2 protein-coding genes and 2 tRNA genes are annotated in these 2,566 nt (G+C 67.4%); all 4 read left to right on the plus strand.

Annotated features, from left to right (window positions below):
- Window positions 1-121 precede the first annotated feature (121 nt).
- The 4 genes from GPA_RS09540 (at window position 122) to GPA_RS09555 (ending at window position 2,416) form a co-directional block, all read left to right on the plus strand.
- Window positions 122-889 (plus strand): CDGSH iron-sulfur domain-containing protein, encoded by a 768-nt coding sequence (locus GPA_RS09540; RefSeq protein WP_015539738.1) that lies wholly within the window; start codon window positions 122-124, stop codon window positions 887-889.
- A gap of 206 nt (window positions 890-1,095) precedes the next feature.
- A tRNA-Gln gene (locus GPA_RS09545) sits at window positions 1,096-1,169 on the plus strand.
- A 31-nt stretch (window positions 1,170-1,200) separates the two neighbouring features.
- Window positions 1,201-1,277, plus strand: a tRNA-Glu gene (locus GPA_RS09550).
- Between the two features lie 68 nt (window positions 1,278-1,345).
- Window positions 1,346-2,416, plus strand: coding sequence for an MBL fold metallo-hydrolase (locus tag GPA_RS09555; RefSeq protein WP_227156080.1), 1,071 nt, complete (start codon window positions 1,346-1,348; stop codon window positions 2,414-2,416).
- Window positions 2,417-2,566: the final 150 nt, after the last annotated feature.

Consider the following 2,566-nt stretch of genomic DNA (forward strand, 5'->3'; position numbering starts at 1 on the left):
CGTGGCAGGCGCCTAACGGTTGGCCCACCTGCCTGCAACGGCGCCGCCGGACGGAGCCGGGGCCGCAGCGGGCGCTCCTATACTGACGGGATACCGAGACCCCGATAGGAAGCGAGGCGCCATGGCAACGATGACGCAGGAGCGCACCGAGCGCGAGACGACCCGGCAAGCCCAGCCGGGGGACGCGCCCCAGACCCAGGGCGAGACGCCCACCCCCATGAGCATCACCATCGTGGAGAACGGCCCGTACGTGGTCAACGGCTCCGTGCCGCTGCTCGAGGAGGTCATCACGCCGGTGGGCGGCCATCGCGAGTACCGCGTGCGCCGCACGTTCCCCGCCACGCAAACCTATGCGCTCTGCCGCTGCGGGCGCACGAAGACGCCGCCGTTCTGCGACGGCTCGCACGTCACGGCCGGCTTCGACGGCACCGAGACGGCCAGCCGCGAGCCCTTCGAGGAGCGCGCCGACGTCTACCCCGGCCCAGGCGCGTACCTGCTCGACGACAACCGCTGCGCCTTCGCGCGCTTCTGCCACCGCGAGGACGGCGACGTGTGGACGCTCACCGAGCTCTCGGGCGACGAGCGCTTGAAGGAAGAGGCGATAAAGGCCTCGTCGGACTGCCCCGCCGGGCGGCTCGTGCACTACGACACCGCCGACGGCACCCCCTACGAGCCCGAGCTGGATCCCGCGATCTCGCTTCTGGAGGACCCCGAGGAGGGCGTGAGCGGCCCGCTGTACGTGCGCGGGGGAATCCCCCTGATCAGCTCCGACGGCAGCACCTACGAGCTGCGCAACCGCTATGCGCTCTGCCGCTGCGGGGCGTCGCGCAACAAGCCGTTCTGCGATGCCATGCACGTGAGCATCGGGTTCTCGGACGGCTTGGACTGACGGAGCGCCGCACGGAAGCGCGGAGCGCCCGCAAGCGCCCTGTCGCAGCCCGGCAACGAGCGCGCCTCCCGGCCCGCTGGCGGGCAAGTTCGAAATTTTCAAAAAAAGTTGGGCTGGGGCCTTGACGAAGTCCATGGCTCCCCGTAATATATGCACTCGCGCTTGCGACTGTTGCAACAAGCAACGGAAGCACATCGGTTAGCCGATGGGGTGTCGTCTAATGGCAGGACAGCGGTTTCTGGTACCGTATGTGAGGGTTCGACTCCTTCCACCCCAGCCATTTTTGCGGTATACTGCACAGCGCACTATGTGGCTCCGTCGTCTAGCGGTTTAGGACGCCGCCCTCTCAAGGCGGAGGTCGCCGGTTCGAATCCGGTCGGAGCTACCAAGCAACTTGCAGGCCGGGGCATCAGCCCCGGCCTTTTTGCTATTTCGCCCCGAGGAAAGGGAGGCCGCATGGATCGAGCGAACACGGGCACGGCAACCCCATCGAGCATGGCCGTGCCAGACCCGGCCGATGCCTGCCTGGCAGCGCCCTTCGGCATGCCGGTAGAGCTGCTGCCGAACCTGTACCTGGTGCGCGTGCCGCTGCCGCACAACCCCCTGCGCGCGCTCAACTCCTACCTGATCTTGTCGAAGGACCGCACGACCATCGTCGATGTGGGCTTCAACCACCCCGCCTGCGAGGAGGCGCTCGGCCAGGCGCTCGCCGCCCTGGGGCGCACCTGGGACGGCGTGGAGATCGTGCTGACCCATTCGCATCCCGACCACACGGGAAACCTCGACCGCATCTACCGCGACGGCATGCCGGTCTTCGCGAACCTCCACTCGTTCCAAGAGGTGGAGAACCTGCAGGACATGGAGGCCCGCGTGTTCGGCCCCCTGCTGCTGAAGGCGGCCACGCCGCACCAGAGCGGCTTGGGCTTCGGAAAGGGCAAGCCTACGCTGCACGTATCGGCCGAGCTGCTGCCTCTGAAGAACCAGCCGGCCGTGACGTTCCTGCACGAGGGCGACGTGCTCCGTGCGGGGCCCTATGCGTTCGAGGTGCTGGAGACGCCCGGGCACGACCCGTGGCACCTCTGCCTCTACGAGCCGTCGCGCAGGATACTGTTGGCAGGCGATCACGTGCTCGAGCGCATCACGCCCTCGATAGCCTCGTGGTTCCCGGCCTACAACGCCCTGGAGGAGTTCCTGGCGAGCTTGGGGAAGGTAAGCAACCTGGACGTCGAGCGGGTGCTGCCGGGCCACGGCGCCGTGTTCGGCGATCTGCGCGGGCGCGCCCTGCACCTCATCAGCCACCACGAGGAACGCCTTCAGGAGATATACGACCTGGTGGCCGAGGGGCACGGGGACGTCGTATCCATCTCGTCGCACGCGAAGTGGCGCTACGACAACTGGCGCTCCTGGCCGCTCGACCAGAAGTTCTTCTCGATGGGCGAGACGATGGCGCACTTGGTGTACCTGGTTTGCGAAGGCAAGCTGAAGCAGACGATCTGCGGCGACGAGTACCGCTTCGAGCTGCCGTAGCCGACGGGGCGCGATACGGCATACGGCGCTGCGAGACAAGGAGCATCCCATGCACATCGACCTGATCATCGAAAGCGAGAACGTGTTCACCGGGACCGACGCCGCGACGAGGCCCGCCGCCGTCGCCATCTCCGGCGACCGCATCGTGGC

Origin of the sequence: Gordonibacter pamelaeae 7-10-1-b, from assembly GCF_000210055.1 — a bacterium.
In the GTDB taxonomy this organism is placed as follows: Bacteria; Actinomycetota; Coriobacteriia; order Coriobacteriales; family Eggerthellaceae; genus Gordonibacter; species Gordonibacter pamelaeae.

Excerpts from the sequence above, each read along its gene's own strand:
- GPA_RS09540 (WP_015539738.1), top strand. The coding sequence starts at position 122 with ATGGCAACGATGACGCAGGAGCGCACCGAGCGCGAGACGACCCGGCAA.
- GPA_RS09555 (WP_227156080.1), top strand. The coding sequence starts at position 1,346 with ATGGATCGAGCGAACACGGGCACGGCAACCCCATCGAGCATGGCCGTG.